Origin of the sequence: Polyangium jinanense, assembly GCF_028435265.1 — a bacterium.
Classification (GTDB): Bacteria; Myxococcota_A; Polyangia; order Polyangiales; family Polyangiaceae; genus Polyangium; species Polyangium jinanense.
Map to the genome: position 1 here is coordinate 26711 of NZ_JAGTJK010000065.1, position 25834 is coordinate 52544.

The 25834-nt window shown below is 68.0% G+C and carries 20 protein-coding genes; 14 read left to right on the forward strand and 6 right to left on the reverse strand.

The window, feature by feature from the left end; translation table 11 throughout:
* Window positions 1–567: 567 nt before the first annotated feature.
* From KEG38_RS48445 to KEG38_RS48475, 7 genes are all read left to right on the forward strand, one after another.
* Window positions 568–1560 (forward strand): hypothetical protein, encoded by a 993-nt coding sequence (locus KEG38_RS48445; protein ID WP_272427759.1) that lies wholly within the window; start codon window positions 568–570, stop codon window positions 1558–1560.
* 471 nt (window positions 1561–2031) lie between these two features.
* Window positions 2032–4446 carry an MYXO-CTERM sorting domain-containing protein gene (locus KEG38_RS48450; protein WP_272427760.1) on the forward strand — a complete coding sequence of 805 codons (2415 nt, stop codon included), beginning with the start codon at window positions 2032–2034 and terminating at the stop codon, window positions 4444–4446.
* An 83-nt stretch (window positions 4447–4529) separates the two neighbouring features.
* Window positions 4530–4754 (forward strand): hypothetical protein, encoded by a 225-nt coding sequence (locus tag KEG38_RS48455; RefSeq protein ID WP_272427761.1) that lies wholly within the window; start codon window positions 4530–4532, stop codon window positions 4752–4754.
* Between the two features lie 6 nt (window positions 4755–4760).
* Window positions 4761–6806, forward strand: a complete 2046-nt coding sequence (locus KEG38_RS48460; protein WP_272427762.1) for an MYXO-CTERM sorting domain-containing protein — start codon at window positions 4761–4763, stop codon at window positions 6804–6806.
* Window positions 6807–7045: 239 nt separating this feature from the next.
* The gene (locus KEG38_RS48465) at window positions 7046–9139 is read left to right on the forward strand and encodes an MYXO-CTERM sorting domain-containing protein (protein WP_272427763.1); all 2094 of its coding nucleotides are present in this window, start codon (window positions 7046–7048) and stop codon (window positions 9137–9139) included.
* A 284-nt stretch (window positions 9140–9423) separates the two neighbouring features.
* Complete coding sequence (locus KEG38_RS48470; protein ID WP_272427764.1) at window positions 9424–11010, forward strand: CocE/NonD family hydrolase; 1587 nt, start codon at window positions 9424–9426, stop codon at window positions 11008–11010.
* A gap of 47 nt (window positions 11011–11057) precedes the next feature.
* The gene (locus tag KEG38_RS48475) at window positions 11058–11849 is read left to right on the forward strand and encodes a M15 family metallopeptidase (RefSeq protein WP_272427765.1); all 792 of its coding nucleotides are present in this window, start codon (window positions 11058–11060) and stop codon (window positions 11847–11849) included.
* A 14-nt stretch (window positions 11850–11863) separates the two neighbouring features.
* Here KEG38_RS48475 and KEG38_RS48480 read toward each other — a convergent pair whose 3' ends face one another.
* Both KEG38_RS48480 and KEG38_RS48485 read right to left on the reverse strand, forming a co-directional pair.
* Window positions 11864–13504 carry a clostripain-related cysteine peptidase gene (locus KEG38_RS48480; RefSeq protein WP_272427766.1) on the reverse strand — a complete coding sequence of 547 codons (1641 nt, stop codon included), beginning with the start codon at window positions 13502–13504 and terminating at the stop codon, window positions 11864–11866.
* A gap of 13 nt (window positions 13505–13517) precedes the next feature.
* Window positions 13518–14984, reverse strand: a complete 1467-nt coding sequence (locus KEG38_RS48485; RefSeq protein ID WP_272427767.1) for a hypothetical protein — start codon at window positions 14982–14984, stop codon at window positions 13518–13520.
* Window positions 14985–15312: 328 nt separating this feature from the next.
* Here KEG38_RS48485 and KEG38_RS48490 point away from each other — a divergent pair, with 328 nt between their 5' ends.
* Window positions 15313–16464 (forward strand): S41 family peptidase, encoded by a 1152-nt coding sequence (locus KEG38_RS48490; protein WP_272427768.1) that lies wholly within the window; start codon window positions 15313–15315, stop codon window positions 16462–16464.
* A 6-nt stretch (window positions 16465–16470) separates the two neighbouring features.
* On the opposite strand, the gene KEG38_RS48495 is transcribed toward KEG38_RS48490, so the two are convergent.
* The 3 genes from KEG38_RS48495 to KEG38_RS48505 are packed head-to-tail and all read right to left on the reverse strand — an operon-like array spanning window position 16471 to window position 18669.
* Window positions 16471–16833, reverse strand: a complete 363-nt coding sequence (locus KEG38_RS48495) for a c-type cytochrome (RefSeq protein ID WP_272427769.1) — start codon at window positions 16831–16833, stop codon at window positions 16471–16473.
* Between the two features lie 7 nt (window positions 16834–16840).
* Window positions 16841–17467: a hypothetical protein gene (locus tag KEG38_RS48500; protein ID WP_272427771.1), complete on the reverse strand. Its 627-nt coding sequence runs from the start codon at window positions 17465–17467 to the stop codon at window positions 16841–16843.
* Between the two features lie 38 nt (window positions 17468–17505).
* A complete protein-coding gene (locus KEG38_RS48505; protein ID WP_272427772.1) occupies window positions 17506–18669 on the reverse strand; it encodes an STAS domain-containing protein in 1164 nt (387 codons plus the stop codon).
* Window positions 18670–18829: 160 nt separating this feature from the next.
* Between KEG38_RS48505 and KEG38_RS48510 the strand changes: the two genes are divergently transcribed.
* Window positions 18830–19462, forward strand: a complete 633-nt coding sequence (locus KEG38_RS48510) for a class I SAM-dependent methyltransferase (protein WP_272427773.1) — start codon at window positions 18830–18832, stop codon at window positions 19460–19462.
* On the opposite strand, the gene KEG38_RS48515 is transcribed toward KEG38_RS48510, so the two are convergent.
* A complete protein-coding gene (locus KEG38_RS48515; RefSeq protein WP_272427774.1) occupies window positions 19463–20377 on the reverse strand; it encodes an STAS domain-containing protein in 915 nt (304 codons plus the stop codon).
* A gap of 220 nt (window positions 20378–20597) precedes the next feature.
* On the opposite strand from KEG38_RS48515, the gene KEG38_RS48520 reads away from it, so the two are divergent.
* The 5 genes from KEG38_RS48520 to KEG38_RS48540 all read left to right on the forward strand — a co-directional run bounded on the left by KEG38_RS48520 (window position 20598) and on the right by KEG38_RS48540 (window position 25697).
* Window positions 20598–21503 carry an MBL fold metallo-hydrolase gene (locus tag KEG38_RS48520; RefSeq protein WP_272427775.1) on the forward strand — a complete coding sequence of 302 codons (906 nt, stop codon included), beginning with the start codon at window positions 20598–20600 and terminating at the stop codon, window positions 21501–21503.
* A gap of 31 nt (window positions 21504–21534) precedes the next feature.
* A complete protein-coding gene (locus KEG38_RS48525; RefSeq protein ID WP_272427776.1) occupies window positions 21535–22866 on the forward strand; it encodes a sigma-54 interaction domain-containing protein in 1332 nt (443 codons plus the stop codon).
* Between the two features lie 145 nt (window positions 22867–23011).
* Window positions 23012–23356, forward strand: a complete 345-nt coding sequence (locus tag KEG38_RS48530; RefSeq protein WP_272427777.1) for a rhodanese-like domain-containing protein — start codon at window positions 23012–23014, stop codon at window positions 23354–23356.
* A 10-nt stretch (window positions 23357–23366) separates the two neighbouring features.
* Window positions 23367–24197 (forward strand): sulfite exporter TauE/SafE family protein, encoded by an 831-nt coding sequence (locus tag KEG38_RS48535; protein WP_272427778.1) that lies wholly within the window; start codon window positions 23367–23369, stop codon window positions 24195–24197.
* A gap of 222 nt (window positions 24198–24419) precedes the next feature.
* A complete protein-coding gene (locus tag KEG38_RS48540; RefSeq protein WP_272427779.1) occupies window positions 24420–25697 on the forward strand; it encodes an NAD(P)/FAD-dependent oxidoreductase in 1278 nt (425 codons plus the stop codon).
* Window positions 25698–25834: the final 137 nt, after the last annotated feature.

The following is a 25834-nucleotide window of genomic DNA, read 5'->3' on the forward strand; positions in this document are numbered from 1 at the left end:
CGTATCCCTGGCAGCCGCCACACCGGCAAGGCCCACAAGGCTCCTCAACAACGGTACACGAGCAGAGCCCGCTCCCGCTTCCGCGTCCGTGTCCGCTCCCGTTCACGCGTCCGTGTCCGCTCCCGTTCACGCTACCCCTCCCCAAAGTGGCTGGCACCTTGGGTCCCGGCTCGACATGAGGAACGCTCCTGGATTGCCGACCCGCCTGTGGTACTGGCACGCGCCTCGCAAGGCGGCCGTCCCTCGTCTGGAGCATTTCCAAGAATTTCGGCACATAGAGAGAGATGGAGCGGCTTGATGCGAACGGTTGGTTACGCATGGATTCCCTATTTCCTTATCTTGGCGACGGCCTGCTCCTCGCAGCCGAACCCGAGTGAAGGCTCCGGCGGCGAAGGCGGCTCCGGTAGCAGCAGCATCAGCGCCGGTGGGAGTGCTGGGGATGGCGGAAGCGGGGGAGGCAGCGGTGGCGCCGGAGGCGGCGGCGGCACTGGAGGCAGCGGCGGCGTTGCGTGCTCTGTCTCGACGACGGCGGTCCCGGGCGCGTCAGGCTTCCTTCGTTTGCCCGAGATGGTCCTTGGTGCCGATGGCTCCGGCGCGCTCGTTTACGTGGCCACCTCGAGCGGAGGAGGGAAGAACGGGACGCACTGGACCAAGCTCGGTCCAAAGGCGGCTCCCTCCGGTGCTTCGGTGCACATCGACGGTTTCGCCCGAGAGCTGGATGTCGCGGCGGCTCCGGGCGGCGGGGTCGTGCTCGCCACGACATCGATATATGGCGACACCACGCTTCACTGGATCGACGAAAACGGCGCGACGACGCGCACCGAGTCGATCCCGGATAGCTCTAATAGAAGGCGTCCCGCCGTCGCCGTGGCCAACGGCATCACGTATCTCGCCTGGGTCATCGACGCCTTCTCCGTCGGCGCGGAGAGCGACGCACTCTGGATTGCCGGCTACGACGACAGCCAAATGGTGTTTGGACCGACCCAGGTCACGGTCGACTCGAAGGATATCCATGTTCATCTCGCCACGGTGGGCACGGACGTCTACCTCGCCATCGCAGGAACGAGCCTCGCCTGGTCGAAGCTCGACTCCACCGGGAACCTCGGACCGAGCGTGGTCGCACAGAGCGGTGAAGGGAAATTGACCAACACCGTCGCGGTCTCTCAAGGCCACCTGGCGTTTGGCTGGACGGACCTCAAGTCGTTCAGCCCGGTGACCACGAACGTCGAGCTGCGCGTGGCGGGGCTCGACGACGGCGCGGAGCTGGGCAAGCTCACCATCGATATCAACAACGAACGAGGTCCCGAGCTCGTCGGCACGGAGGCGGGCTTTTCGCTCGCGCTCGCGAGCGACGACCCCGAGGCGGGAGCCGTCCAGTACTTCGAGCTTTCGCCCACGCTCGCCGTGAATCGCAAGCTCAAGGTTGCCTCTTCCGCCCAAGGAATCGGGGACACCGCGGACAGCGCGGTCGGGCTGGCGATTGGTGAGGCCGGTACTTTCCTGGCTCACGGCGACAGCAACGGCGCCTTGTTCACGAGCGTCATTGCGTGCAGTCCGTAGACAATCCGGCTTGAATCGTCGAAGCCTGAGCGCCGCCGAGCTGCGGCATCTCCCGGACCGACTACGTGCCCTGATCGATTTCATGATCGAGCATGTCGCTCCGGCGCCTCGTGGGCGTCCGTCATCCGCTCCCGCTCGTGCTTCCGCTGCTTGCCGCTGCTGCTGCTTGCCGAACGTGGTCCCCAATCCAGTTAACGAAAGTGAAGCGCCTGGACGGATTGCCATGATGCAATCACGCTGCGCTTCGTCTACGGACCAGCGCCTGCCGTGCCTGGCAGATGGCGCATAATAAAGTGAAGGTTTGCTAACATGAACGTTGGACGACACAGCTTTGGGCCGATGCATGGACGCATTCTCGGTCCGGTCATGATCGCAATGCTTGCCGCTTGCAGCGCCGACACGACGCCTAGCGAGGGCGTGTCCGCGCCTGCGAGCGCCCCTGCGCAGGCGGCGCGGGGAGATTCGGCGCCGATGCCGAAAGACCTGCGCGCGGCGTACATCGCATCTGTGCAGCAGGAAGCCTCGGAGAGGTATGCTGCCGTGGCGCTCTCACCGGGGCTCTTGCGAGCAGAAAACGAGGCGCAACGATGGGTGACGACGCTCGACGACGCGGGCATTTCGCTTTCGCCGGACGACAGCGCGTGGACATTCGGAATGCGCGCAGCAGGGCTCGGGTGCGAGAGCCAGGTGACGGAGCTCGGCGCGGCGGAGCCCGCGGCGGAGGGCAATCGGGTTCGTTATGAGCACGACGGGTTGGAAGAATGGTACGTGAACGGACCGCTCGGGCTCGAGCAGGGATTCGTGCTTCGGGCGGCTCCCGCGTGCGCCGGAACGAAGGTCGTGGCCATCGAGCTTGGTGGGGATTTGCAGGCGGAGCTCGTGGACGAGGATGGCGACGGCCTTGGGGAGGCGCTTTCGCTGCGGGATGCAGAGGGGCGCGCGGCGCTCGGGTATACCGACCTGTATGTGAAGGACGCGTCAGGGAAAGCGCTACCTGCGTGGTTGTCGCTCGATCAGGGGCGGGTCGTGATCCACGTGGATGACGCGGGGGCCGTGTATCCGGTGGAGATCGATCCGCTCATCGCGGTGCAGCAGGCGAAGCTGCTCGCAAACGACGGGGCGACGGGCGATTCATTTGGCTATTCGGTGTCGCTCTCGGGGGATACGGCGCTCGTGGGGGCGTTTTCCGACGACGACAAGGGCATGAATTCCGGCGCGGCGTACGTGTTCGTACGGAGCTCGGGGGTTTGGACCCAGCAGGCAAAGCTCGTCCCGAGCGACGGGGCGGCGGGCGACTATTTCGGCCATTCGGTGTCGCTCTCGGGGGACACGGCCCTCGTGGGGGCGGATAGCGACGACGACAAGGGCGAAAATTCCGGCTCGGCCTACGTGTTCGTGCGCAGCTCTGGGGTTTGGACCCAGCAGGCCAAGCTGCTCGCGATGGATGGGGCAGCGGGTGACCTTTTCGGGCATTCGGTGTCGCTCTCGGGGGACACGGCGCTCGTGGGGGCGGATTACGACGGCGACAAGGGCACGCAATCCGGCTCAGCCTACGTCTTCGTACGGAACGCTGGAGTCTGGACGCAGCAGGCCAAGCTCCTGGCGAACGACGGGTCATCGTTCGATAATTTCGGCTGCTCGGTGTCGCTCTCGGGGGACACAGCGCTCGTGGGGGCGTGGGGGGCTTCTGGGGGTTCGGCCTATGTGTTCGTGCAGAGCGGCGGCGCCTGGACCCAGCAGGCCAAGCTGATCGCGAACGACGGGTCATCGTTCAATCGTTTTGGCTGGTCGGTGGCGCTCGCAGGGGACACGGCCCTCGTGGGGGCGGTCTGGAACAACGACAACGGCACGGATTCCGGCGCGGCCTACGTGTTCGCGCGGAGCGCTGGCGCCTGGACCCAGCAGGCCAAGCTGCTCGCGAACGACGGGGCGAAGGACGACAATTTCGGCGTTTCGGTGGCGCTCGCGGGGGACACGGCGCTCGTCGGGGCGGTCTGGGACGACGACAAGGGCACGGATTCCGGCTCGGTCTACGTGTTCGTGCAGAGCGGTGGCGTCTGGAATCAGCAGGCCAAGCTGCTCGCGAACGATGGGGCGGCGAACGACCATTTCGGCGCGTCGGTGTCGCTCTCGGGGGACACGGCGCTCGTGGGGGCGTCGAGTGACGACAACAAGGGATCGGCCTACATCTTCGTCCCGGTGGCGAGCCTGGGGAGTGCCTGCGCGACCGGAGCAGAATGCGCGAGCGGCTTCTGCGTGGACGGGGTCTGCTGCGACACGGCCTGCGGCGGCGGCGCGATGGGAGATTGCCAGGCGTGCAGCGTGGCGGCAGGCGCGGCGGTAGACGGGACGTGCGCGGTCCTCTCGGCAGGCACGGCTTGCCGCGCCTCGGCGGGCGCGTGTGATGTCGCCGAGAGCTGCGACGGTGCCGGGAACGAATGCCCGGCGGACGCGAAGGCCGCAGCGGGCACCGAATGCCGCGCCTCGGCGGGTGTGTGCGACGTGGCGGAGAGCTGCGACGGGCAAACCCTGGATTGCCCTGCGGATGGATTCGCAGCGGATGGAACACCCTGCGCGGCGGGCGTCTGCGAAGGCGGCGTGTGCATGGCCGGCGCGGGTGGCGCAGGCGGCGTAGGCGGCGCCGGTGGCGCAGGTGGCGCGGGCGGCATGGCCGGCGCGGGCGGCGCAGGCGGTATGGCAGGCGCGGGCGGCGCAGGCGGCGCAGGTGGTGGTATGGCCGGCGCGGGCGGCGCGGGCGGCGGAGAGCCCGCCGACGACAGCGGCTGCGGGTGCCGGACGGCGTCGCAGACGGGGAGCTCGCCAGTGCTTCCCACGCTGGCGCTCGGGTTCCTTCTCGCATGGCGGCGGCGCGTGCGGCGCGCCTGATGTCCTTCCGGCACGGGTGAGGCCGTTACCGCTGCTGCTGCCTCACCCGTGCGGCCCAAAGCACTCAAGAAAGGTTTATGACAATGAACGATGAACGACAGCGCTTCTGGCCGATGCACGGACGCATTCTCGGTCCGGTCATGATCGCAATGCTTGCCGCTTGCAGCGCCGACACGACGCCTAGCGAGGGCGTGTCCACGCCTGCGAGCGTCCCTGCGCAGGCGGCGCGGGGAAATTCGGCGTCGATGCCCAAAGACCTGCGCGCGGCCTACATCGCGTCCGTGCAGCAGGAAGCCTCGGAGCGGTAGGCCGCGGTGGCGCTCTCGCCAGGGCTTTTACGCGCAGAGAACCACGCACAGAGGTTCGCGGCGACGCTCGACGGCGCGGGCATTTCGCTTTCACCGGATGACGGGGCGTGGACGCTCGGAATGCGTGCGTCGGGGCTCGGGTGCGAGAGCCAGGTGACGGAGCTTGGCGCGGTGGAGCCCACGGCGGAGGGCAATCGGGTTCGTTATGAGCGCGACGGCCTGGAAGAATGGTACGTGAACGGACCGCTCGGGCTCGAGCAGGGGTTCGTGCTTCGGGCGGCTCCCGCGTGCACCGGGACGAAGGTCGTGGCTATCGAGCTCGGTGGGGATTTGCAGGCGGAGCTCGTGGACGAGGATGGAGACGGTCGCGGAGAGGCGCTTTCGCTCCGGGATGCGGAGGGGCGCGCGGCGCTCGGGTATACCGATCTGTATGTGAAGGACGCGACGGGCAAAGTGCTGCCTGCTTGGTTATCGCTCGATCGGGGGCAGGTCGTGATTCACGTGGATGACGCGGGGGCGGCGTATCCGGTGGAGATCGATCCGCTGATCGCGGTGCAGCAGGCGAAGCTCGTGGCAGCCGACGGGGTGGCGTATGATTTTTTCAGCTATTCGGTCGCGGTCTCGGGGGACACGGCGCTCGTTGGGGCGCACCTCGACGACGACAACGGCTTCAACTCCGGCTCGGTCTACGTCTTCGTGCGGAGCGGCGCGACGTGGACCCAGCAGGCGAAGCTTTCAGCGAACGACGGCACGATGAGCGATGGGTTCGGCAGCTCGGTGTCGCTGTCGGGGGACACGGCGCTCGTGGGGACGCCCGGCGACAGCTCGGCCTACGTCTTCGTACGGAGCGGCGCGACGTGGACGCAGCAGGCGAAGCTCTCGGCGAATGACGGCGCGGTGGAGACCGGGTTCGGCTGGGCGGTTGCGCTCTCGGGGGACATGGCGCTCGTGGGGGCGATGGTGGACGACGACAATGGCATGTATGCCGGCTCGGCCTATGTCTTCGTGCGGAGCTCTGGAGCTTGGACCGAGCAGGCGAAGCTCTTGGCGAACGACGGGGCGGCGGGGGATCAGTTCGGTTATTCGGTGTCGCTCTCGGGGGACACGGCGCTCGTGGGGGCGCCTTACCACAACGGCAAATCTGGCACGGCCTATGTGTTCGGGCGGAGCGCTGGCGTCTGGACCGAGCAGGCCAAGCTCCAGGCGAGTGACGGAAAGCCGTTTGACCTATTCGGCACCTCTGTCGCGCTCTCGGGGGACACGGCGCTCCTGGGGGCGAGCGCCGCCACTTTCTCGGGCCTCGGCTCGGCCTACGTGTTCGTGCAGAGCGGAGGAGTCTGGACCGAGCAGGCGAAGCTCGTGGCGAACGACGGAGCGGCGGGCCACTGGTTCGGCCATTCGGTCGCGCTTTCGGGGGACACGGCGCTCGTGGGTGCGCCGTACAGCAACAACAACAATGGGGCGGCCTACGTCTTCGTCCCGGTCGCGAGCCTGGGGAGTGCCTGCTTGACTGGCGCAGAGTGCGCGAGCGGGTTCTGCGTGGACGGGGTCTGCTGCGACACGGCATGCGGCGGCGGCGCCATGGGAGACTGCCAGGCGTGCAGCGCGGCGGCGGGCGCGGCGGTGGACGGGACGTGCGCGCCGCTCTCGGCGGGCACGGCTTGCCGTGCTTCGGCAGGCGTGTGCGACGTGGCCGAGACCTGCGACGGGCAAACCTTGGATTGCCCTGCGGATGGATTCGCAGCGGATGGAACACCCTGCGCGGCGGGGGTCTGCGAAGGCGGCGCTTGCATCGACGGCACAGGCGGCGCAGGGGGCGCAGGCGGCGCAGGGGGCGCAGGCGGCGCAGGGGGCATGGGAGGCGCCGGTGGCGCAGGTGGCATGGCCGGAGCGGGCGGCGCAGGTGGCATGGCCGGAGCGGGCGGCGGAGAACCTGCCGATGACAGCGGTTGCGGGTGCCGGACGGCGTCGCAGACGGGGAGCTCGCCTGTGCTTCCGACGCTGGTGCTCGGGCTCCTTCTCGCATGGCGGCGGCGCGTGCGGCGCGTGTGATGTCCTTCCCGCACACGGCGAGCAGTTGCTGCTGCTCGCCGTGTGCGGCCCAAAGCACTTGAGAAAGGGCTACGACAATGAACGTTGAACGACAGAGCTTCCGGCCGAGGCAGGGACGTATGCTCGGTCCGGTCATGATCGCAATGCTTGCAGCTTGCAGCGCCGACACCACCCCCGGCGAGGGCGTGTCTGCTCCCGCGAGCGCCCCTGCGCAGGCGGTGCGGGGAGGTTCGGCGTCGATGCCGAAAGACTTGCGCGCGGCCTACATCGCGTCCGTGCAGCAGCAAGCCTCGGAGCGATATGCCGCCGTGGCGCTCTCGCCGGGGCTTTTACGCGCAGAGAACCACGCACAGCGGTTCGCGGCGACGCTCGATGGCGCGGGCGTTTCGCTTTCGCCAGCGGACGGCGCGTGGACGTTCGGCATGCGCGCAGCCGGGCTTGGCTGCGAGGGCCAGGTGACGGAACTCGGCGCGGCGGAGCCCGTGGCCGAGGGCAACCGAATTCGTTATGGGCGCGAGGCCCTGGAAGAATGGTACGTGAACGGCCCGCTCGGGCTCGAACAGGGGTTCGTCCTCGCGGCGGCTCCGTCGTGCGCCGGGACGAAGGTCATGGCCATCGAGCTTGGCGGGGATCTGCGGGCGGAGCTCGTGGACGAGGACGGAGACGGGCGCGGGGAGGCGCTTTCGCTTCGGGACGGGGAGGGCCGCGCGGCGCTCGAGTATACCGACCTGTATGTGAAGGACGCGGCGGGCAAAGAGCTGCCGGCGTGGCTGTCGCTCGCGCCGGGGCGGGTCGTGATCCACGTGGACGACGCGGGGGCGGCCTATCCGGTGGAGATCGATCCGCTCCTTGCGGTGCAGCAGGCGAAGCTGCTCGCAAACGATGGGGCGGCGAGCGACTATTTGGGCTATTCGGCCGCGCTCTCGGGAGACACGGCGCTCGTGGGGGCGCCTGACGACGACGACAACGGCATGATCTCCGGCTCAGCCTACGTCTTCGTGCGGAGCAATGGCGTCTGGACCCAGCAGGCGAAGCTCGTCGCAAACGACGGGGCGGTGGGCGACAATTTCGCCTGGTCGGTCGCGCTTTCGGAGGAAATGGCGCTCGTGGGGGCTTACGGGGACGACGGCAAGGGCTCGGCCTACGTCTTCGTGCGGAGCAATGGCGCCTGGACCCAGCAGGCCAAGCTCCTGGCAGATGACGGGGCGGCGAACGACGCTTTCGGCGATTCGGTCGCGCTTTCGGGCGACACGGCGCTCGTAGGGGCGTACTGGGACGACGATAAGGGCTTGCAATCCGGCTCGGCCTACGTCTTCGTGCGGAGCGGCGGAGCCTGGAACCAAGAGGCCAAGCTGTTCGCGAACGACGCAGCGGGAGACGACTATTTCGGCGGGTCGGTCGCGCTCTCGGGGGACACGGCGCTCGTGGGTGCGTTTCGGGACGACGACAAGGGCACGGAATCCGGCTCGGCCTACGTCTTCGTGCGGAGCGGCGGAGCCTGGACCCAGCAGGCGAAGCTCGTTGCGAACGACGGGCAGGTGGGAGACCTCCTCGGCGTTTCGGTCGCGCTCTCCGGGGACACGGCGCTCGTGGGGGCGTACAGGGACGACGACAAGGGCAGTAACGCCGGCTCGGCCTACGTCTTCGTGCGGAGCAATGGCGTCTGGGCCCAGCAGGCGAAGCTCCTGGCAAACGACGGGGCGGCGGACGACGAGTTTGGCGTTTCGGTCGCGCTCTCCGGGGACACGGCGCTCGTGGGGGCGGATCTGAACGGCGAGAAGGCCTCGTACGCCGGCGCGGCCTACGTCTTCGTCCTTTCGGCAAGCCAGGGGAATTCCTGCATGGCCGACGCAGAATGCGCGAGCGGGTTCTGCGTGGACGGCGTCTGCTGCGATACGGCTTGCGGCGGAGGCACCACGGGAGACTGCCAGGCGTGCAGCGTGGCGGCGGGCGCGCTGGTGGACGGCACGTGCGCGCCGATCTCCGCCGGCACGACGTGCCGCGCCTCGGCAGGCGCGTGCGACGTGGCCGAGACTTGCGACGGGCAAACCCTGGATTGCCCTGCGGATGGATTGGCAGCCGATGGAACACCCTGCTCGGCGGGCGTCTGCGAAGGCGGCGCTTGCATCGACGGCGCAGGCGGCGCAGGCGGCGCAGGCGGCGCAGGTGGCGCGGGCGGCGCAGGCGGCGCGGGCGGCGCGGGCGGCGAAGCGCCCGCCGACGACAGCGGCTGCGGGTGCCGGACGGCGTCGCAGGCGGGGAGCTCGCCTGTGCTTCCCACGCTGGCGCTCGGGCTCCTTCTCGCATGGCGGAGGCGCGTGCGGCGCGCGTGATGTCCTTCCCGCGCGGGTGAGGCAGCGGCAGCCCCTGCCGCTGCCGTTCGAATCGACCGACGAGGTGCCACGCGGATAACGATATCGCAAATTTTGAATGGCAGCATTCGGCGGCGGGTCACGGACCTGGTACGTCCTACAAAGTCCTTCGCGTGCGTAAGAATTCGCTGGCTATTTCGATGCCGCTTCGCGTAAGGTATTTCGAGATGCCGGGCGACGCGCGTGGTTTTCGCGCAAGGCGGATTTTTCTGCCGTTTCACGGGCCCGTGCGAGGGGAGCCGGACATGAAAAAGTTCACTGCGTTGGCGCTCGGCGCCATCTCTGGGCTCGTTTGTTCGCAAAGCGCGCTGGCCGCCGAGAGCGTCACATTCGACGACCAGATCGTCATCACGTCGGCGGACGGAACCGAAATCGCCGCCAATCTCTTCACCCCTGCCGCGACGAGCTCGAATGCGTCGCTTCCGGTGATCATCTTCATCAATAGCTGGGCGCTCGAGGAGCACGAGTACCTCGCCCAGGCCTTCAAGTTCGCGCAGGACGGCTACATCGTCCTGAGCTACAGCGCGCGCGGCTGGGGGCAGTCGACCGCGTTCGCGACCGTAGGCGGGCCCGAGGACATCGAGGACCTGTCGGCGATCATCGACTGGCTCGACGTGAACACGCAGGCCGACATCTCGAACATCGGCCTTTCCGGGATCTCGTATGGCGCGGGCCTGTCGCTGCTCGGGATCGCGAACGAGCCGCGCATCAAGACCGCGGCCGCGCTGAGCGGCTGGGGCAGTCTGTCGGACGCCCTTTACGGCGCAGATACGACGAGCCTCGCGTGGGGCACGATCCTCATCGGCTCGGGCTACCTGCTCGGAGAGATCTCGAGCGACATCCCAGCCTACTTCGCCGATCTGATCGCGGGTTCCGACGTCTCCGAGGCGATCGCCTGGGCCAACGAGCGCTCCCCCCTCACGCACGTGGACAAGATCAACGCCCGCAATGCCCCCGTCTACATCAGCAACAACTTCGGCGACGAGCTGTTCAAGCCGAACTCCTCGCTGAAGTTCTATTCGCTCCTCACCGGCCCCAAGCGGATCGACATCAACCAGGGCATCCACGCCAGCGCCGAGGCCACGGGCTTGCTCGGGCTGCCGAACTACGTGTGGAACAACGTCCACGACTGGTTCGATTTCTGGCTCAAGGGCGTCGACAACGGCATCACCGAGAAGCCGCCGGTCGCGATGGAGCTCCAGTCCTCGAACCAGCGCGTCGAATTCGAAGACTGGCCGAGCGCCAGCGTCAGCACGAAGACCCTCTACCTGGGCCCCCGCGGCTTGATCGGGGACGGCGCCTTGCGGAACTCTCCCAACACGTCGACGTACACGAATTCGATCTGGTCGGGCGCCGACTCGATCGCCACGACGGGCATCCCCATCCTCTCGGCCGCGCTCGACGCGCACATTGATCTCGAGGTTTCGGCCTGGCTGCCCGCGGCCTCCGACGTCAACTCGATCGTCTATGAGACCTCGTCCCTGAGCTCCCCGATCAAGCTCCGCGGCGTCTCGACCCTCGACGTCTGGGTGTCTCCCTCGCATTCGAAGACCCAGCTCGTCGCTTACCTCTACGACGAAGATGCCCTGGGCAACGGGAAGCTGATCTCGCACGGCGTGAGGACGCTGCACAACGCGAAGCCCGGGCAGGACGTGAAGCTGTCCATCGAGTTCGTCACGGCGGGCTACGACGTGCCGGCTGGGCACCGCCTGGCGCTCGTGCTCGACACCGTCGACCCGCTCTATCAGCCGGCGACGCTGGGCGTGGAGCAGATCAACATCCGCTACGGCTCGTCGAAGCAGTCCGTGCTGACGCTCTCGTACGACCCTTGAAACCGCCGTCCCTTCCCTCCGGCCCGATCTGCGTGTAGAACTCCCGCGTGTCCGCCCGCTCTCCGCGCCCCGACGACCGAAGGCTCCAGCGCGCCGCGCGCCTGCTCTTCGTGGCCGCCCTCGGCCTCGTCTGCGCCGCGCCCTTCGTCACGGGCGAGCTCCCCGTCGCGGAGGCCAAGGAGGCGAAGGGTAAGGCCAAGCCCAAGGCCGAGAAGAAGGCCCCCGCCGGCAAGGGTGTGTTCGAGCACGGATGCCGCGTGCAGAGCCCGCAAAAATTCCTCGAACGCCGCACGTTCGTCTCGAAGGGCGTGCTCGACGGGGGGAAACACACGAAGGCGGTGCAGTACCTCGCCACCCATTACGGCAACGTCGGCGACGACCTCACGCGCAAGCTGAACCCAAAAGGCGCGCTCGCCCAGGCCGTGACCGTGCAGTTCATGGGCCTTCCCGTCTCGGTGCACACGAAGGTCGCGCCCGCGCTCGCCTGCGTCGAGAAGAAGATCAAGAAGTCCTGCACCGGCGCTTCCAAGTACACCCCGCGCGCCCTCGGCGGGTTCCGCGGGGCGAATACCTACCGCGGCATCGAGATCTCGAACCACCTCTTCGGCATCGCGCTCGACATCGACCCCGACCGAAACCCTTGCTGCGGCTGCGTCGACCCCTGGCCGAGCCATCCGAAATGCAAGCAGAAGTCGCGCTCACCGTACGATCGCGCGGCGATGCCGAAATGCTGGATCAAGGCATTCGAACGGTTCGGATTCGACTGGCTCGGGCACGACGCGCTCGAGGATACGATGCATTTCGAGTTTCTCGGGGATCCGGACAGGATCAAGAGGTAGGCGGGGCGGGGGGATCAAAGCCCCTCGCAAGGATCCTCTCCCGCCGGCGCATGCGGATCCGGCACGCCCGTCCGGCACGCCTCGGCCTGATCGATGCACGCTTGCAGGATCTTCGTCCAGCCCGTGCGTTGTTCGAATGCCGTCGCGCGGTACGTATCCATCAGCGAGCGCCCGTTCTCCCGGAGCAAAAGCTCGAATGGATTGCCCCAGAGCACGCTGAGCCCACCGAGCCGCGTGCCCGTGCTCGGCTCGACGCGCTGGGCCTCGACCACGAACGGGCTCAACGCGTGGAAGCCCGAGAGGCGCCGGTACTGGCCGCCGTATTGCAATTGCTCGCCCCAGGGGTTTTCTCGCGTCCAGAGGTGCGGCCGGCCGATGACCGAAAGCACGTCGCGCGCCGCCGCCGCCACGTCCGGGCCGACGACCACCGAGCCCGAGCCGCCGGGGCCACAAAACGCGGGATCCGCGAGCCGTTCGAGCAAGGCCACGAGGTCGACCGACGCATCCGACGCCGTCGTGCGTGACCGCGTCGCCCGCCGCGACCGTCCCCCGTGCGACGCCGACGCCGCCGAGGCGACGATGCCCGCCCCGCCGCAGGCCTCGGCGAAGATCGACGTGACGTCCGCGCAGGTAAACCCGCGAGGTCGCTCGCGACGCACGGCCGTGACGAGCTCGGCGAGCGCTTCTTCGAGCTTGCCGATACGCCGCAAATCGAGCCCGACGCTCGTGACCGAAGTGCCGACGTACGCGCGCCCCGCGGTCGAGACGCCCTCGATGTAGGCGCGCACGTAATCGGTGACGACCGCCTCCACGAGCACACGCGGGCTCGCCGCGGGGCGATCCTGCGCAATGTAGCGGAGCGCGCTGTACGGGTGACCGGCGTCCGGAACCGTCTCACGCGAGGCGATCAGGTAATCGGCCGTTCCCGAGAGCGACGAGGCCACCTCGACGGCGCCCATGCGGCACGTGTCGAATGCGACGACGTCGATGCGGTTCGAGGTGCCGAGCCCGCCGAGGCCGGGTTTCGTGCGAATCTCCGTTTCGATCACCTTCGACGCCTCACCGAGCGCGGCCGAGAGTCCCTCCAGGGACAAACGTTTGCCCGACGTCGCGTCGTCGGCGATGCCCGTGAACCCGTCGCCGTGGCCCGTGAACGTGACCCAGTAATGGCGCGCCGGGTACATCCGCACGCCCTCCACCAGGAAATCACGCAAGGTCGCCATGTCGCTCGTGTCGGTCTCGCCGAGGACCATGACGCCCGGCGTTTCGTTCTCCCGGCCCGGAGGCCTGATTTCCTCGCGGTAAATCGAATACCGCTCGGAGGGGCGGGGTTTGCCGTCCTCACCCACCTGGAATGGCGCATAGTCGCGCTGCACCAGGATGCGGAAGAGGGCGCTGCCGCCGAGGCCGTGTTGCCATTCGAGCGCGTCCTGATCGAACGCGGCGACGAGGTTCTGGTCGTGGTCGTCGTTCGCCGCGAACACGAGCCACGTCCATTCCGCGGTCCAGAGCGAGGGCGGCCCCCGACGGAGCTCCGCGCTGCTCTGCTCGACCGCCGGCGCCGCCTCCATGGCGCCCGCCGAAGGGCCCTCGGGGGCGCACGCCGCGAGACCCGTGGCGAGCGCCCCGAGGGCGATCACGTGCGTTCTATTCACGTCCGCGTATGTCCTACCGGCCATTGCGCGAGATGCGCAGGATCTGCTGGATCGCCACGTACGAGATGTGGGGATTGTCGCCGCGCCCGCCGGTGTCGTCCCCCGCCTCGTCGCTCGCGTCCGGGAACGCGGACATGTAAATGAAGTCGGGGTGCAGCTCCTTGCTGTTCGGACCGACGCCCGTCGGCGAGTCGATCCACTCGCCGCCGAGGATCGTGCCGCGTCCGTCGAGCTCGAGCACGTAATGGAACGTGACCTCGGCCAGGGGACGACGACGCTGGAGCGGCGGCACGAGGAGCTGCTCGATGCTCGCCGCGTAATTGACGAGGTAGGCGCTCGTGCGGATCCGCGCGAACCGGACGGCGTTCTCGTTCCACCGGTACGTGCGGCAGTTGCCCGCAGGCCCGTTGCCGTTGCAGACGAGCTGCGAGGCGCGGCGCTCGTCGATCTCCTCGTTCTCCTGGACGCGATAGCGCACGATCGGGAACGTCCAGACCTCGTCGCCGTACGCGTAATCCATGACGAACGGGAGTTTTTCGCGCGGGCCGCCGAGGTTCGCGAGCGCGGGCGCGCCGCGGCCCATGAGGCCCGTCAAGGCGATGTGCAGCGTGCCGGGGTTCAGGTCGCGGCACGCGGGGTTCGTCGGCCGCCCGGCGTTGTCCGTCGTGATGTCGTCCTCGGGCACGTTGCAGCGGTTGCCGGCCATCGTCGAGGAGTCGTGGAAATAGACCTCGGAGAAGAGCGCCTCGATGTCGGCCATGCGGAAGAGCACGCAGCCTCGGTCGCGCTCGCCGTTGCATGCCACGATGCGGCCATTCTCGCGCCGGACGCGCACGTCGCGCATGGGCGCGCCGTCACGCTCGGCCGTGGCGTAGGACGACCAGCCATTGCAATGCCCCCACCAGTCCTCGGGGACCGTGGACTGGTAGGTGCCGTGATTCAAGAGCTCCCACGCGGTGGCGGGGCCCGCGACGACGATCGAGGGGCGGACCCTGCCCGCGCCGCGCTCGCGCTCCGGCCGGCGCATCTCTTCGTTCGTGAACGCGCGGACCTGCGGGAGGCGCTGCGCCTCGCCCGGATTCATGAGCAGATCGTACTTTTCGACGGGCGAGAGGTTGTCGGGATCGGAGCGGAAATCGCTGTAGTCCTTGTTTGCCGTATTCCAGCGGTCGGCGATCCCGTTGTCGCTCATCGGCCACCAGCTCGACGGGAAGATGGCCCGCGAGCTCTCGCCGGCATCCGGGCCGGATTGCAGGCGCAGGAGCGCGCCGCGGAGCTCCGGGTGCAGACGCGCCGGCCGGTTCGTGTCGTTCATGGGCTCCCGTCCGGGCGCCCGGGGGATCAGGATTTCGTGGGTTCGGTAAAACCCATTCGACGTAAAATCCGGCCGGAGCCGCGGCTCTTGCGCCGAAGTCACGCGTTGCGCGCCGAGGAGCGCGAGTACGGACGCAGCCAGAATGACGGTTCGGGATTTGTTCATGGTTTTCATGGTCCTGTCGATAGCGGCGGCCGTCCGAACACCACTGCAGAGCCCGGGCCAGCGTGCTCGGCTGAGAGCGTACCGTTTAGGCTCGCGTCGGCGGGTGGACTGTGCAGGCGGAGAGCGGTCGTGTGAGGGCAGAAGGAAAACGGAGAAACCCGGAAATGCCGCGTTTTCCTGGCGCCGCGCGGACGCGGGCCGGGGCCGCGGACCCCCGCCGCCGGACCTCGAGGGCGTCGAAATCCTGCTACTTCGTCACGGAGCGCTCGTGGCGGCGTCACCCGAACGGCGGACGATCGTAGAAGCGAACAACGAAGGAGTTTGGCGCATGCGAAGGATGACGGGGCTCGGGATCTTTCCACTTCTGTTCGTCGCCGCCTGCGGGGGCGCGGCCGCGCCGGCGGCCCGCGGGCCGATCCTTTCGAGCCCGTCGCCGCAGATGGCCGTGGAGGAGGGGCCCAACGCCGGCCGCGGCCCAGATGGACCGGTGACGCCGGAGGAGCGCAACGCGGCGATCGACGCGCTCCTCAAGAATCTGGATGCGCGGTACGTGTTCCCGGAGAAAGCCAAACTGGTGCGCGCCGCGGTGGAGGCTCGGCGCAAGCGCGGCGAGTACGACAAGCTGACCACGGGGCACGCGCTTGCGACCACGCTCACGACGCACGTGAACGAGGTCCTGAAGGACGCGCATTTCCGGGTGCGATACCACGACCAGAAGATCCCCGAGGCCGAGCTGCAAACGGAGCCGACGGCAGCGGAGCGTGAGCGATTCGTCGCGGAGGGGGACCGGCTGAACGGCGGATTCGAGCGGGTCGAGCGTTTGCCCGGGAACATCGGTTATGTCGAGGTGCGCTCCTTCAGCTTCCTCGGGCGTGGGGTCGAGGCCGCGGCGGCCGCGATGAATTTCGTCGCCGAGACGGACGCGCTCATCATCGACCTCCGCCGCAACGGCGGCGGCGATCCGGAGCTCGTGGCCGCACTGTGCAGCTATTTCTTCGACGGCGCCGTGCACCTCAACGACATCTACGACCGCCCGAAAAACGAGACGCGGCAGTTCTGGACGAGCCCGACCGTGCCGGGCAAGCGTTATCTGGGCAAGGACGTCTACGTGCTCACGAGCAAACGGACCGGGTCCGGCGCCGAGGAGTTCGCCTACGACCTCCAGACCCAGAAGCGCGCCGTCATCATCGGCGAAAAGACGTGGGGTGGGGCAAACCCCGGGGAGGTGTTGCGCCTCGGGGACCACCTCGCCGCGTTCGTCCCCTCGGGCCGCGCCATCAATCCGATCACGAAGACGAACTGGGAAGGGGTCGGTGTTCTGCCCGATATCGCCGTGCCCCCGGAAGACGCGCTGCGGGTGGCGCAGGTGCGCGCATTGCAGAAGCGAATCGCGGCCGCCACCGAGCCCGAGCTGAAGAAGTCCCTCGAGGAGCGATTGCACGAGCTCGAGAGCGGCGAGCCTGCCAAGCCGGCGCGGTGAAGCGGATCAGGGCGCGCCGCAGGCGAGCCAGTCGGCGAGCTTCATGCGGTCGTCGAGTGATGGATCGTCGGGGCCGGGCGGCATCGAGTCGTTCTCCGCGGCGCTCCGCGCGAAGATGCGCGCCCTGTGCCTTTGAACTTGCGATTTCGTGTCGAAGATGAACTCCCCCGGCGCGCCCGCGCGGTCCGTCGCATTGGAGCCGTGGCAGCTCTGGCAATGCGCATTCATGAATGCGGCGCCGAAGTTCTCGTAGGTGAGCTGTGTCCCCTCGGAAGGGCAAGCCCAGTCCTCCATGTCCGTGTAGAAGAGGCCACACGCGGCGACGAGGAGGGGAGCCGTGGCGAGCGCGAGGCGGGGCAGGGGGCGCATCGAATCCTCAGAACAAGGCGAAATGGGCGCCGAGGTTCGCTCCGACGAACCCATACAAGTTCGGGCCGCTCGAATACCCGAGATAAGCGCCCACGAGCTCGGGGCCGAGGGCCAGCGTGAATTTCGATCGGCGGAGCAAGGTGAAATCACAGCCGAGGCCGAATTGCACGCCGGCCCGGTGGCGAATGCCGGGGCCGATGCCGAGCACCGCGCCGAACGGCTCCTCGGCGACCGAGGCCATCGACTCCTCGTGCTGGTGGACGAACCCCACGTGGGCCCGCGGATACACGCGCGGCGTCGCTTGCCACCCCGCCCGGACGCCCAGCGATAAAAACGTGAGCAGGCGCTGATCGACCGTGCCATACCCGAGGCGACCCTCGGCGAACGGGGTCACGATGCCGAAGAGCCGCAGGCCGACCGCGAAGCCGCCATACCCCGTGACGTCGGTGCGCCAGTCGGTCGTGCCGAGGGCCGAGGAGACCGCGACGAAGAGTTCTCCACGCGGGGCTGCCTCCTGTGTGGGCGCGGGCGGGGGCTCGTCGGCGGCGCGCGCGAGGGAAGGGAAACCGAGGAGGCAAACGAGGGCTCCAGCGATTCGCCACCGCGCCCTCGTTCGCCGCACCCCCACGACCATGCGGCGACCCTACCACGATCTCGCCAGCCGGGGGAGCTTCAAATCGTGGCGCTTCGTGTCTTCCTCTCCAGGCGCCGCATGCAGAATGCGAGGCCGTGCCGCAAGGTCCCGTGCGTGGGGATGCCGGAGAGGTCGACGCCGAGCGAGACGAGGGTCTGGGCCACGGTCGGCCGGATGCCCGTCAGAATGCCCTCGGCGCCGAGCAGCCGAATGGCGCGGATCATCTGCACGAGGTGGGACGCCGTGGCCGTGTCCACGACCTCCACGCCGGTCAAATCGAGAATGGCGAAGCGGGCGGAGGTGCGGGTGACCGCGCCGAGGAGGTCGTCCATGACCCGCGCCGCGCGCCGGCTGTCGACGACGCCGATCATGGGCAACGTGAGCACGTGCTCCCAGACCTGGATGATCGGCGTCTCCAGGTCGCGAATCACCGCCTGCTGCCGCTCGATGAGGGCGAGCCGCGCTTCGAGTTCCTCCCGGATGCGCTGGCCCTCGTTCGTGTTCTGCGAGATGCCGATCACCCCCGCGTGTCCATGCGCGGCGTCGGGGATGGGCAAGTAGACATTGTCCCAGTGGGAGCCGACGATGTGGATGGATTCGCGCCCCGGCGTGCCGCCGAGCGCCGCCTTCATGGCCGGGCTGATGTGGTCGCCGAATACGTCGAACACGCTTTTCCCGAGGAGCTGCCCCGGCGAGGCCCCGAACGCCGCGAGCGCCTTGCCGTCGTAGAACGTGTAAATGCCTTGCGCGTCCGTGGCCCACGCGATGATGTCGAGGTGGTCGAGGATCGCGCGCAGCACGAGCTCGGAGACGGGGTTTTCCGTGGCCTTCTCCGGCTCGCGCGTGTGCGCGGGCGGGGCCTCGGCGAGCGACAACATGGCGAAGATCTCCGATCGCCCAGGCGCGCGCCAGGCCTGCCACGTGAGCGTCAACATGCCTCCGTTCGGTTGACGCGCGCGGCACGTGAAGCGTGATGGCGCGCCGTCGTCCGTGACACGGCCGAGGGCCTGCGTGAGGGCGAACGCGTCGTCCGGGTGCGCGTGCTCCTCGACGCGTGTCCCCGGCGCGAGCTCTGCGCCGGCGAGGGCGCGGGCGGCTGCGTTCGTCGCCATCACCTGGCCTCCCGGGCTCAGGATGACGAATGCGCCTGGGTATGTACGAAAGAATGCTTCGAAGACATGCTCCGCCTGCTCTGTCGCCATGATCCCCACCTCCGCCAACAATCGAACATAACAGCCGGCAGGGCCCACGTAAACGCGCTAGATGCGCGGGATCGCGTCGAAATCGTGTTTCATGACGTCCGGCGGGGCATCACGCTTCCGACGCGCGCGCCTTCGTGGTAGCGACCCTCCCGAGGAGACCATGAGCAACGACGAAATGAGCGAGCAGGCCGCGGCCTTTGATGCCATCGGCGAGAAATACGACGAGGTTTTCGCGGACAAGCGCGCGCAGGTGGAGGCGACGCGGTGGCTGGCCGAGCGCCTCACGGCGGGCGATCGGGTGCTCGACGTGGGCTGCGGCAGCGGCGTCCCCACGGCGAAGCTGCTCACGGAGGCGGGCTTCTCGGTGCACGGCATCGACATCTCGACGGAGATGCTCAGGCTCGCGCAACGTAATGCCCCCGGCGCGCACTTCGAGCAGGTGGACGTGATGAGCTTCTCGCCCGAGCCCGGCTCGTTCGGCGGGGCCACGGCCTTTTTTTCGCTCCTGATGCTCCGGAAATCGGAGATCCCCGCCGCGCTCCGGAAGATCGTGCATGCCCTGCGGCCGGGCGGGTATCTTGCGCTCGCGATGGTGGAGGGGGATTACGATTATTTGGAGCTGCCTTTCCTCGGACACCCCATCCGCGTGAGCGCGTATCCGCAGGCGGAGCTCGAGGTCGTCCTCCGCGACGCGGGGCTCGAGATCCTCGGATCGGAGGTGGTGACCTTCCCGGTGGGGGACCACGTCGAGCGGCAGTTTTATTATCGGTGTCGCGTCGCGGCGGGAGCGTGATCAGGCGCGTCCGAGCCGCGTGAGGCAGATGCGCAGGCCGTCCCGCAGGCTCCGCGCGGTGGTCAAGCCGCCCAGATCGACCCCCATGAGCGTCAGCGTCTGCGCGACCTGGGGCCCGATGCCCGTGAGCACGCAAAACGAGCCGAGGAGCGAGGCCGCCTGGCTGAGCTTGACGAGGTGCGCGGCGGTCATCGTGTCGACGACGTCGACGCCCGTCAAATCGAGGATGACCCCGCGCGTGCGGCGCTCACCGATACGATCGAGCAGCCGCTCCGTCATGTCCGCCGCCCGCTGGCTGTCGATGATCCCCACGACGGGCAGCGTGAGAACGTCGTTCCACAGCTCGAGGATGGGCACGCTCATCTCGCGCAGGGCGCTGCGCTGCCGCTCGATGGTCGCGATCTTCTCCATGAGCTCGCGTTGCGTGGCCTCCAGCGCTCGAATGGCGCCTTCGCGCTCCTCGTTCGTGCGTATCTGATCTTCCAGGGTGCGGCGAAGGACCTGCTCGGCCTGCTTGCGCGCGACGATGTCACGGCATGTGCAAATCAGGCCCCCGCTCGGCATGAGCGGGTTCGCAGGCAATCTCGTGAGCGAGATCTCCAGGTCCACGGCATGGCCGTCGCGATGTCGCCCCCGGACCTCGCCCGACCATTTGCCGTGTTCTCCCAGGATGGGGAAGAGATCTCGTTCGATACGTGTCCTTTCGGCGTCGTCGTAGAGCAAACGCCATGTCTTGCCGATCAGCTCCTCGGGCTCGTAGCCGAGCACCATGCCGTGGGCGCGGTTCATGTACCAATAGGTGTCGCCTGCGAGGATGGACAGCCCCTCCATGGACACGTCCATGGCCAGCTTTTGCAGGTCGGATTCGTTCGTGATGGGGACCTCTTCGAGAGGGACGGGTCGAGTGGGGGCCATCAAACATTCCTCCAGGGGCTCGTCCGGGCGCCAAGGTGTCCCGGTCGAAGCGCCGGATGATACTTGCGAGTCACGCGGAAAACATGATTTTTGCGCTCCGCGCGCGCAGCCGTGGGGGGCGTGTTTCACGGCGTGAAACATGCCCCGCTGGCCCGCGGCTTCCAGGCCGGACTCCCGCGCTGCATGTGTTGGCCCGCTCTTTGCTTTGCAGCGTGGGGTCATGTTTCACGTCGAGTCCTTCTTCGATCCTGCCACCTTCACGTTGACCTACGTGGTGTACGATCCGAACTCGAAGGACGCGGTGGTCATCGACTCGGTGCTCGATTACGAGCCCATGTCCTCCACGGTGAGCACGGCCTCGGTCGAAACGATCGCGGCGTTCCTCGAAAAGGCAGGCTTGACGCTGCACTGGACGCTCGAGACGCACGCCCACGCCGATCACCTGACGGCCATGCCGTGGCTCAAGAAGCGCTTCGGCGGCCGCAGCGCCACCGGCGTGGGGATTCGCGAGGTGCAGAAGGTCTTCAAGGCCGTATTCGACATGCCCCCGACGTTCCGCACCGACGGCAGCCAGTTCGACCTGCTCCTCGAAGACGGCCAGATCCTCGAAGCCGGCACCCTGCGCATCGAGACGATCTCGACGCCCGGACACACGCCCGGCTGCGTGTCGTATCGCATCGGCGACGCGGTCTTCACCGGGGATGCTCTGTTCATCGAGGATTACGGCACGGGACGCTGCGATTTCCCGAAGGGATCGGCCGACGTGTTGTATACGTCGATTCACGACAAACTCTACGCCCTGCCCGACGAGACGCGTGTCTTCGTGGGCCACGATTACCAGCCCGGCGGCCGCTCGATGCGTGCCGAGACCACGATCGGGAAGTCCAAGCGGGAAAACGTGCACCTGCGCGCCGAGACCACGCGTCACGATTTCGTGGAGCTCCGCAATGCGCGGGACGCGACGCTCACGGCGCCGCGTTTGCTCTGGCAGAGCGTGCAGGTGAACATCGACGCCGGGCGCCTGCCCGCCGAGCACGAGAACGGCGTCCGGTACCTCCGCATCCCTGTGAACCTGCGCAAACCCGTGGACGACGACGGCACGCGGAGGGACGCGCGAGCAAGCTGAAACACGCGTTGCAACATGTTACGTTGCGGGCGTGCCCCGCAAACCTCCCGCCACATCGACCGAGGACGTGATCGCCCGCGCCCTCGAGGCTGCTTCGGGCGCGGCCCTCGTGCTCGACGAGGAGCTCCGGATCGTCCTTGCCACGCCCGCGGCCTCGGAGCTGCTCGGGGTCGACATCCCGCCCTTCGTCTCGGCGCCCAAGCTCCTGTGCGGCGAGTGCGAGAAACGCCCCGTGGCCGAGGCGCTCGCGGAGGGGCGGCCCGTGCAGGCCATTCTCCCGCCGCGCGGGCCAGGCAAGCGCCTCGTGCGCTTGCGCTCGCTCCCCGTGACGCAGGGGCGCGCGCGGGTGGGCACGCTGCTTTTGCTCGAAGACGCCGGTGAGTCCTTCGACGAGGGCGAGGTCCTGTTTCACGGCATGTGGACGCAGGATCCGGCCATGAAGGCGATGTTTCGCGTAATCGAGCGCGTCGCGGGCGACGACGTGACGGTGCTCGTGCGCGGCGAGACGGGCGCGGGCAAGGAGCTCGTGGCGAGCGCCATTCACCAGCTCTCGGGGCGGCGCAAGGGTCCGTTCCGGGCCATCAATTGCGCGGCATTGCCTTCCCATTTGCTCGAGAGCGAGCTCTTCGGGCACGCGCGCGGCGCGTTCACCGGCGCGGTCCGCGAGACGCCCGGGCACGTGCAGCTCGCGCATGGCGGCACGTTGTTCCTCGACGAGATCGCGGAGATGCCGCTCGAGCTCCAGGCGAAGCTCCTCCGCGTGGTCGAGACGCGCACGGTCATTCCCGTGGGCGCGCGCGAGCCGATCCCCGTCGACGTGCGCTTCGTCTCGGCCACGCACCGCGCGTTGCGCAAAGAGGTCGAGGCGGGCCGTTTCCGCGCCGATCTCATGTACCGGTTGCGGGTCATTCCGGTGTTCATTCCGTCGCTCCGCGAGAGGCCCGACGACATCCCGCTCCTCGTCGAGAAATTCATGGCGCTCCGCAATGAGACCTGCCGGCGGCGGATCGATCGGGTCGCCCCCGCGGCCATGACCATTCTCCGGCGGTACGCGTGGCCCGGAAACGTGCGCGAGCTGAAAAACGTGCTCGCGTATGCCTATGCGATGGGCGACGGCTCGACGCTCGTGCCCGCGGATTTGCCGCCCGAGCTTGTCGACCCGAACATCTTCGGCGCCGAGCAGGTCGCGCCGTCCGAGGCGCCCGCGGCGGGCGCCGAGCACCCGAACCCCGAGGCGCGAAGGATCCTGGAGGTGCTCGGCCGCACCGGGGGCAATCGCCAGCGCGCCGCGCAGATTCTCGGCATGAGCCGCGTGACCTTGTGGCGAAGGATGCGCGAGCTCGGCATCGCCGGACCGACCTGAACGACGTTGCAACATGCGTCACAGCGTGTTTCACGACGTTTCAGGGAGTAGGCTCGTTCCCTGAAGAATCGAGGCTCTTGCGTGGTACCCGCCTGAAACGGTGGGTGGCACCCGCCTTGCAGCGCGGCGCGTGAGGAGAGAGCCCATGCCCACGCTGTTCGAGAGGTCCACCCCGAACCCTGCTGGTTATCGTGACGTCGCGCCGAAGGATGTCGCCGCGGCGATCTCCGGCGCGCGGCTCGTCGACGTCCGCGACCCGGCCGAGCTTCGCGGCGAGCTCGGTCACGTGGCCGGTATCGAAAACGTCCCGCTCGCTCGATTGGACGATGCCGCGTTCTCCAAAGACGAACCGCTCGTGCTCGTATGTCGATCCGGCCGCCGCTCGGCGCAGGCCGCGGCGGCCCTCTCGGCGGCGGGCTTCCGCTGTATCATGAACATGACCGGAGGCATGATCGCCTGGAACGAGGCGGGCCTGCCGGTCCAGCGCTGAGGGAAAAGCCATGCTCGCCCTCGGCGCTGCGCTCGCGCTCGTGATTGGTGTCGTCCTCGGCATGCTCGGCGGCGGCGGCGCCATTCTCACGCTGCCCATGCTCGTGTATTTGCTCCACGTCGAGCCGCGGGCCGCCATTGCCACGTCGCTCTTCGTGGTGGGCGTGACCGCGCTCGTGAGCCTCTTTTTCCACGCGCGGCGCGGCCACGTTCGTTATCGGGTCGGCGCGCTGTTCGGCGCCGCGGCGATGGCCGGCGCTTTCGTGGGCGGGCGGCTCGCGCATTTCGTCCCCGAATCGATCCTCCTCGTCGCATTCGGCGCGACGATGGTCGGGTCGGCCGTCGTCATGCTGCGCGGACGCGGCGAAGGCTCGGCGGAGCGGCGCGAGCTCCGCGTCGAGCGCGCGCTCTTGCTGGGCGGCGCCGTGGGGTGTTTTTCGGGCCTCGTCGGCGCGGGCGGCGGCTTTCTCATCGTGCCCGCGCTCGTGCTGTTCGGCGGGCTCGCCATGCGCGAGGCCGTCGCGACCTCGCTGTTCGTCATCACGCTCCAGTCGTTCGCTGGATTCGCGGGGCACGTGGCGCACGCCCATCTCGATCCGGTCCTCGTCGCGACCGTCACCTCGTTCGCCGCCTTGGGCAGCGTGACAGGTGCGCTCCTTTGCAAGCGCGTATCCCCGGACGTCCTGCGCCGCGTGTTCGCGTGGCTCGTCGTGGCGATGGGGCTCTTCATGCTCGGCAAGCAGCTCCCGCTGCCGCTGCTGCTCCTGGTGGCCGCGCTCGCCCTCGGCATGATCACGCGCCCGTTTGCCGGGGCATTGCCCGGTCGTCCCGCCGCAAGGTAACCCCCCAAGCCGCCGCGCTCCGCGTGTTCTCCCGGGTTTTGCGCGTCCGCTGAGGGCGCTTCCGGTGAAACACCGTGAAACACCCGTGAAACGGGTCTGGAACGTGCCGGGCCTCGTGTTCGCGCGGGCCGCATGTTCCAAGGCGCTGGCGCGTGGAGTACGTGGTGGCATCTTGCTTGCTTGGCGCCGCGACGAACCGAACCCCCTGGAAGAGAAAACGAGATGGCCACGACCACGCCCGCACCGACCTCCCCGAAAGCAAGCCACCCGCGATCCGAGGCCGCGGCGATCCCGGAGCTCGGGCGCGCGCGCGTCGTCATCATCGGCGGCGGCACCGCCGGCATCTCCGTGGCCGCACGGCTCTCACGCGCCGGCGTGGAAGACATCGCGATCGTCGAGCCCTCCGAAAAACACTACTACCAGCCGCTCTGGACGCTGGTCGGCGCGGGCATCGTGAGCGCAGAGCAAACAGAGCGCGACGAGGCCGCCTACATCCCCGAGCGCGCGCGCTGGATCAAGGACTTCGCCGAGGAGATCGATCCGGTCGCACAAACCGTACGCGTCCGCGGCGGCGGGCGAATCGGCTACGATTTCCTGGTCGTCGCCCCCGGCATCCAGCTCGATTGGGACGCCGTCCCCGGTCTGCGGGAAGCGCTGAAGACCGACAGCGTATCGAGCAATTACGATTTCCGCCTCGCGCCGAAGACCTGGCGTCTCATCGAGGCCTTCCACGGCGGTACGGCGCTGTTCACGCACCCCGCAGGGCCGATCAAATGCGCAGGCGCGCCGCAGAAGATCACGTATCTCGCCTGTGATCACTGGCGCAAGACGGGCGTGCTCGATCGGTCGAGCGTGATCCTCGGCTCGGGGCAGAAGGCGATCTTCGGGGTCGCGGAATACCGCGCGCTGCTCGAGAAGGTCGTCGAGCGCTACGGCATCCAGACCAAATTCGAGCGCAACCTGGTGGAGGTGCATCCGGACCGGAAGGAGGCAATCTTCGCCGTCATGGGGGATCCGGCGGGCACGCGGGAGACGATTCGTTACGACATGATGCACGTGGTGCCGCCGCAGAGCGCGCCCGATTTCATCAAGCGGAGCCCAATCGCGCACAAAGAGGGCCCGAACAAGGGCTGGGCCAAGGCCGACAAGCACACGATGCAGAACCCCGATTACCCGAACGTGTTCGCACTCGGCGACGCATCAGAGCTGCCGACCTCGCGCACAGGCGCAGCCATCCGCAAGGAGGCGCCAGTCCTCGTGGAAAACCTGATCGCCGTGATGAATGGCAAGGAGCCCGTGGCAAAATACGACGGTTACGCCTCATGCCCGCTCGTGACCTCGTACGATACGATGCTCCTCGCCGAATTCGATTACAGCGGCAAACCCACGCCGTCGATCCCGATCATCGACACGATGAAGGAGCGGCACGACATGTACCTGCTCAAGCGGTACGGGCTGCCCTGGATGTACTGGAATCTGATGCTGCGCGGGCTGTCCTGAATCGCCGCGCCGCGCCGGGGTTTCACCCCGGACCCGACCAGGGGTTGTCCACCCCTGGACCCGGACCAGCGCAAGCGCTGGACCCGGGGTCGATGAACTGCGCGATGCGCAGTTCATCGAACAGGCCAGGTCAAGAG